A 6,505-nucleotide genomic window follows, 5' to 3' on the forward strand; every position below is an offset into this window, starting at 1 on the left:
ATTGTTCTAAATGTATATATAATTTGAAAATATTGGTTTTATTAAAAGTTATATTGTGGTACAATGGTTTTAACTAATCTGTCTAAGAGGGTGTTTTAGATGAACATTGTAACAATAAAGATAAATGGTATTGAATATAATTTAAAAGGCGATGAAAGAGAAGAATATTTACATAAGGTTGCTAGTTATGTTGATAAAAAAATAAAGAATATTATGTCAAATAATGAAAAACTTAGCACTTCATCAGCAGCAATTTTAACTGCGTTGAATTTAGGTGACGATATGTTTAAAAGTAAATTACTTAATACGGAGTTTTCAAGTAAAGAGAAGTCTCTGGAAATACATGATAAAGAATTAACTGAACAATTAGAAGGTTTAAAAAAGCAATTAGTTCATTTGGAAGATTATAATCAAGAACTGCTTAATAAGTGTAAAACAACAGATAAAACAGAGTATGTCAAAGCTTTAGAGCGTGAAAATATAGATATGCAGCAACAACTAGATATTATGCAAGAGACTAGTAAAAATTGCATTGAAGAAAATAGAAAAATGGAAATGGAGAACAAAGAAATAAAATTTAAACTTCAATCGTATAAGTATAAAATAATTGATTCTCAAAATAAGCTAATAGAGTATCAAATTAGTTTAGCAAAACAAAAGAAAATTAATAATCCGCTTTTATCTTCACATAAAAAATAATTCTTATTTAAGAATATATGTAAAAGTGTGACTTAGCGGTAATTTTTTTGTGAAAAGTGAATAGTCAGGTGATAGTGAGAAATTTGCCTTCGAAAAATTTCCACTATCACTTGGCTATTTTTTTGGTTATAATATATAGTATGGTTTTATTAAATAAAAAGGGTGGTACATAAATGAATGTGTTAACAATAGAAGAAGTGAGTAAAAGTTATAGTGAGAGAATACTCATTAATAAAGCATCATTAGGAATAAGTGATGGAGATAAAATTGGATTAATAGGAGTTAATGGTACTGGAAAATCTACATTTTTAAAAATAATAGCTGGTTTTGAAGTTCCTGATGAAGGAAGAATTTTAAAGGGCAGCATGATGAATATAGAATATTTATCTCAAAATCCTGAATTTGATCCGGAAGCTACAGTGCTTGAGCAAATTTTCAAAAGTAAAACTGATGTAATGAAGGTTATAAGAGAGTATGAAGTTGCCTTAGAGAATATGGAGGAAACTCCAGAGGATGAAAAGGTTCAAAATGCTTTAATGAGACTTAACACTAGGATGGATGCATGCAACGGGTGGGAAGTACAAAATGATGCGAAAATTATACTTACAAAACTCGGAATAACTGATTTTAAGCAGCGCATAGGTGAACTTTCAGGTGGACAAAGAAAAAGAGTTGCGTTATGTAGCGCACTAATTACTCCATCAGATTTATTAATTTTAGATGAACCTACAAATCATATGGATGATGCAATAATAGATTGGTTAGAGAAATTTTTAAACAATAGAAAAGGTGCACTACTTATGATTACACATGATAGGTATTTTTTAGATAGAATTACAAACAAAATTATTGAACTTGATAAGGGCAATCTATACAGCTACCAGGGAAATTATAGTGTATTTTTGGAAAAGAAAGTTGAAAGAATGGCTTTAATGGATTCAATGGAGAAAAAAAGAGAGAGTTTATTTAAAAAGGAACTAGCTTGGATAAGGCGTGGGGCGAAAGCTAGAACTACTAAGCAAAAGGCTAGAATCGACCGTTTCGATGAGCTTCGTGATGGTAAAGTTGAAATAACAAATGAAAAGTTAGAATTATCTTCGGCGTCAACTAGGCTTGGTAAAAAAATAATGAATGTAGAACATATTTATAAAGCTTATGGTGATAAGAAATTAATTAGTGATTTTAGTCATGTGTTTACTAGGACTGATAAAGTAGGTATTATAGGTCCTAATGGTATGGGGAAATCTACTTTAATGAATATTTTAAGCGGAGTATTAAGTCCAGATTCAGGTACAATAGAACGTGGAGAAACATTAAAGATTGGTTTTTTTCATCAAGAAAATGGTGAGATGAATGAAAAGCTACGCGCTATAGAGTACATACGTGAAGGAGCCGAATTTATAACTACAGGTGATGGAGAACAGATTACAGCGTCTCAAATGCTTGAGAGATTTTTATTTGATGGCACTACAAAACACTCCTTTATTTCGAGTCTTTCCGGTGGAGAAAAACGAAGATTGTATTTATTAAGGATTCTTATGGAAGCTCCAAATGTGCTATTTTTAGATGAGCCTACTAATGACTTCGATATTCAAACTCTAGCTGTGCTCGAAGATTATTTAGATGGGTTTAATGGTGTGGTTATAAGTGTATCTCATGATAGGTATTTTTTAGATAGAGTATCAGACAAAATATTTAGTTTTGAAGGAAATGAGAAGATAATTCAATTTGTAGGGAATTATACTGAATATCAAGAATATATAGAAAATAATCCAAACTTACTTGAAGATAATAAAGAAGTGAATGGCGCTATCGGAAAAGAAATTATAAAAGAAATTAGCCAAGAAATTAAACAAGAAAAACTTTTGAAATTTACTTTTAAAGAGCAGAAGGAATTTGATGAAATTGATGGTTTAGTTGAGCAAAAAGAAGCAGAACTTGTTGAAGTTAATAAAAAGATTAATGCTGCAGGCAGTGATTTTGAATATTTGGAAAAATTGATGAAGCAGCAAAAATATATCGGATCTGAAGCTGAACGTCTAATGAAACGTTGGGCAGAGTTAAATGAGTTAAATGAGTCTATTGAGGCTCAGAAAAAGTAAGTAGTTATTCAAAAAAGAAGGTAGTTATTCAAAAAAGAAGGTAGTTATTCAAAAAAGAAGGTATAATCTGTGGATAAAAATAGAGATATAAAAATATCTGTGCGTAACTTAGTAGAATTTGTACTAAGGGCTGGAGATTTAGATATGAGATTTATGGGCAGCAGTAGAGCTGTTGATGGTACTAAGGCACACCAAAAGATTCAGCAAGAAAATAGAGAAAAGTATTCTATAATATTTGGAGAAGAATATTTGGCAGAGGTAAGTTTAAAACTCGAAATATTATATAATGATACTAAAATTGTTGTTGAGGGGCGTGCTGATGGAATTCTAATAGAAAAAGGTATGCTAATCAAAGATGATAAGGTCACCATAGATGAAATTAAAACAGTCACTAGAGACGTGGAGCTTATTAAAGAAGATTATAATAGTCTTCATTGGGCACAAGCCAAGTGTTATGCATATATATATGGTGTCCAAAATAATCTTGATCTTGTAAATGTTCAACTAACTTATTATGAAATTGATACGCAGAAAATAAAGCAATTCATTAAAGCTTTTTCAATGATAAGACTTAAAGAATTTTTTGATGAGATTATTTCTAGCTATTTTATCTGGGCTAATATTACAAATGAGTGGAATCAGGAAAGAGATAAGGCTATAAAAGAATTGAAGTTTCCTTTTGATAGTTATAGAGAGGGACAAAGGGAACTAGCTGTTTCTGTATACAAAACCATAGTAGAAAATAAAAAAATGTTTGTTCAGGCACCAACTGGAATAGGCAAAACTATATCTACGTTGTTTCCCGCAATTAAAGCCGTGGGAGAGGGTTATACCCAAAAGATATTTTATTTAACAGCTAAGACTATAACAAGGCAGGTTGCAGAGGATGCCTTTGTTAAAATGAAAAAGAATGGCCTTAAATTTAAGACAACTACAATAACAGCAAAAGATAAAGTATGCTTTAGCAAAGGTAGTGCTTGTAATCCAGAGCAATGCGAATTTGCGAAAGGACATTTTGATAGGGTTAATGAAGCATTACTTGATATTCTTAAAAATGAAGATACATTTAGCAGAGAAATAATTGAGAATTATTCAAATAAATATAGAGTGTGCCCTTTTGAATTTACACTGGATTTGACGGTGTGGTCTGATTGTATTATATGCGATTATAACTATGTATTTGACCCTAGGGTTTACCTTAAAAGATTCTTTACTGATAACAATGGTGACTATACTATCTTGGTTGATGAGGCTCACAACCTAGTTGATAGAGCAAGAGAAATGTTTTCAGCGGTGCTCCATAAAAAACCGCTTTTGCAATTGAAAAGAGATATAAAAGCTATCGACAATCAAATGTATAAGATTATTAATAAGTTGAATGCTTTTATGGTTAGTATGAAAAACTTGTGTAATGAGGATGGATATTACAAACAAAATTCTGAACCAGTTGACATATACAATCTTCTTACAAGGCTTACTAAAATATTAGAGGTATGGCTTACGAAAAATGAAAAATCTGAAATCTATGATAATTTATTAGAACTATATTTTAATTCCCTGAGTTTTATTAGGGTGGCTGAACTATATGATGAAAAATATATAACCTATGTTGAAACTACGCAGGATGATGTAGTATTAAAAATATTTTGTTTGGACCCATCTAAACTCCTGAGAGAGGCATCCAAAAGAGGTAAGTCGGTGATATATTTCTCTGCAACATTACTGCCACTCGTATATTTTAAAGAAATTTTGGGCGGAGAAAAATTAGATTATAATTTAACTCTAAAGTCTCCCTTTGACCCAAGCAAGCTTAAAGTTTTGATTGCCAAGGATATTTCTACTAAATTTAGATATAGAGAAAATAGTTACTCTAAAATAGTGGAGTATATATATGCTGTAATTAGTGCTAAAAAAGGAAATTATATGGTGTTTTTTCCATCATATAAATATATGGATGATGTGAGTGCTAGTTTTGTGCAAAAGTATCCAAAGGTAAAAGTTGAAACTCAAACTAATTTTATGGCAGAAGATTCACGAGAATCTTTTTTGCAAAATTTTAATAGCTCCACGGGCGCAAATGTATTAGGGTTTGGAGTTCTAGGCGGTATATTTTCTGAAGGTATTGATTTAAAAGGAGATGCCTTAATTGGTGTTATTGTAATAGGAGTAGGCCATCCTATGATTTGCTTTGAACGAGAAATAATTAAAGAATACTTTGATGGTAAAAGTAATAACGGTTATGAATATTCTTATATGTATCCTGGAATGAATAAGGTATTACAAGCTGCGGGGAGAGTAATTAGAACAGAAGAAGATAGAGGGATAGTACTTTTAATAGACGATAGATTTCTTAAACAAAGGTATAAACGTCTTTTCCCAAAAGAATGGGACGATTTTTATATTGCTAGCAACAACGCTGATGCCCAAAATGAGATCTATCAATTTTGGAATTAAGTAATTTTGGAATTAAGTAATTTTGGAAATAAAGTAATTTTGAAAATTATATATTATGTGAAAAAATAAAAACCTTAAGCAATTGCTTAAGGTTTTTTATATATAATAACTAAAAATCAGTTATAAAATCCATTGGGGGGGGATAAAGAAAAGGAAACTAAATTTATATTAACTGCTACAAATACATTTATATAAAATATTTACATCCATGAATACGATAATGTTTACAGGGTGTTAGCTTAATATATGAACAATAATTATTCATAACTAACTATAAGACATAAATAGTTTCCTTTTTTTATATTTTGTTACTTAAGGGCATTTTAATTTGTTAATTTATATCAAAATAAGTTTTATCATTTGTATGTACTGCTATTATAATTCGACTTATTTCTTATTTTAATGATAACATTAATTAGGTAATTAGTCAACAGGAGTTGAAAAGTTTAATAAGACTAATTTTAGGATTAAAATAGATAAATATATTCGACAAAATATAAAGGCTAATTTAAAGGTTAATTAATTTACATTATATTAATAATAATTTGACTCTTATAGTGATAAAATATATATAAGAATAATAATGGTGCGTAAGGTAGATTTCAATATTTATTTTATTTCATTAATATATATATAGGTAACAATCTGAAATTGTTATCTACGCCAGAGAATAATGGGGGGATAGTATAAATGTATGTTAAGTCTTCTAGAGAACTTTATGGCTGGGATAGATTATCAAAAGTAACTTTAATAGTAGGGATATTTTTGATTATAACTAGGTACGCATGGATTTTAGGAACAGCACTTATTATCTATTCAATTTGGAGAAGTAAGTCAACTAATTTGCGTGGTAGAAACATTGAAAAATTTGTATTTGAAAATATAGAAAGAAGGTTTTTTCTTAAAATAACAAACTTTAGACAAGATTTTAAAGAAAGTGTTAAGGTAATTAATAATAAAATAAAAAATTATAATCCAATAGAGAAATTAAAAGAGAATAGAAAGTATATAATAACTAATTGTCCAAAGTGTAAGCAAAAATTAAGGGTACCAAGAAAAAAAGGTAAAATTATCGTTACATGCTCAAAGTGTTTTAGTGAATTCAGGTTAAAGACATAAAAAAAGATATCCATTAAAGGGAGGCCACTGAAAAAAGCACTCTTTTTTCAGTAAAGTTTTTAGGTTTGAACAGAAAAAGCATGAGATACCCATATTTTTGGGTATCTCATGCTTTTTACTTTTATATTTAA

Annotated in this window: 4 protein-coding genes; all 4 read left to right on the top strand. The window is 29.4% G+C overall.

The features are described 5' to 3' along the window. The first annotated feature begins 99 nt into the window (after positions 1–99). On the top strand, positions 100–699 hold the full coding sequence (locus KPL55_RS11000; RefSeq protein WP_216306759.1) for a cell division protein ZapA: 600 nt from the start codon (positions 100–102) through the stop codon (positions 697–699). Between the two features lie 173 nt (positions 700–872). Next, positions 873–2,801 (top strand): ABC-F family ATP-binding cassette domain-containing protein, encoded by a 1,929-nt coding sequence (locus KPL55_RS11005; protein ID WP_216306760.1) that lies wholly within the window; start codon positions 873–875, stop codon positions 2,799–2,801. A 69-nt stretch (positions 2,802–2,870) separates the two neighbouring features. Continuing rightward, positions 2,871–5,255, top strand: coding sequence for an ATP-dependent DNA helicase (locus KPL55_RS11010; RefSeq protein ID WP_216306761.1), 2,385 nt, complete (start codon positions 2,871–2,873; stop codon positions 5,253–5,255). A gap of 690 nt (positions 5,256–5,945) precedes the next feature. Next, on the top strand, positions 5,946–6,374 hold the full coding sequence (locus tag KPL55_RS11015) for a hypothetical protein (RefSeq protein WP_216306762.1): 429 nt from the start codon (positions 5,946–5,948) through the stop codon (positions 6,372–6,374). The last annotated feature ends 131 nt before the right edge of the window (positions 6,375–6,505 follow it).

The organism is Clostridium lacusfryxellense (assembly GCF_018861735.1).
Taxonomy (GTDB): Bacteria; Bacillota; Clostridia; order Clostridiales; family Clostridiaceae; genus Clostridium_AD; species Clostridium_AD lacusfryxellense.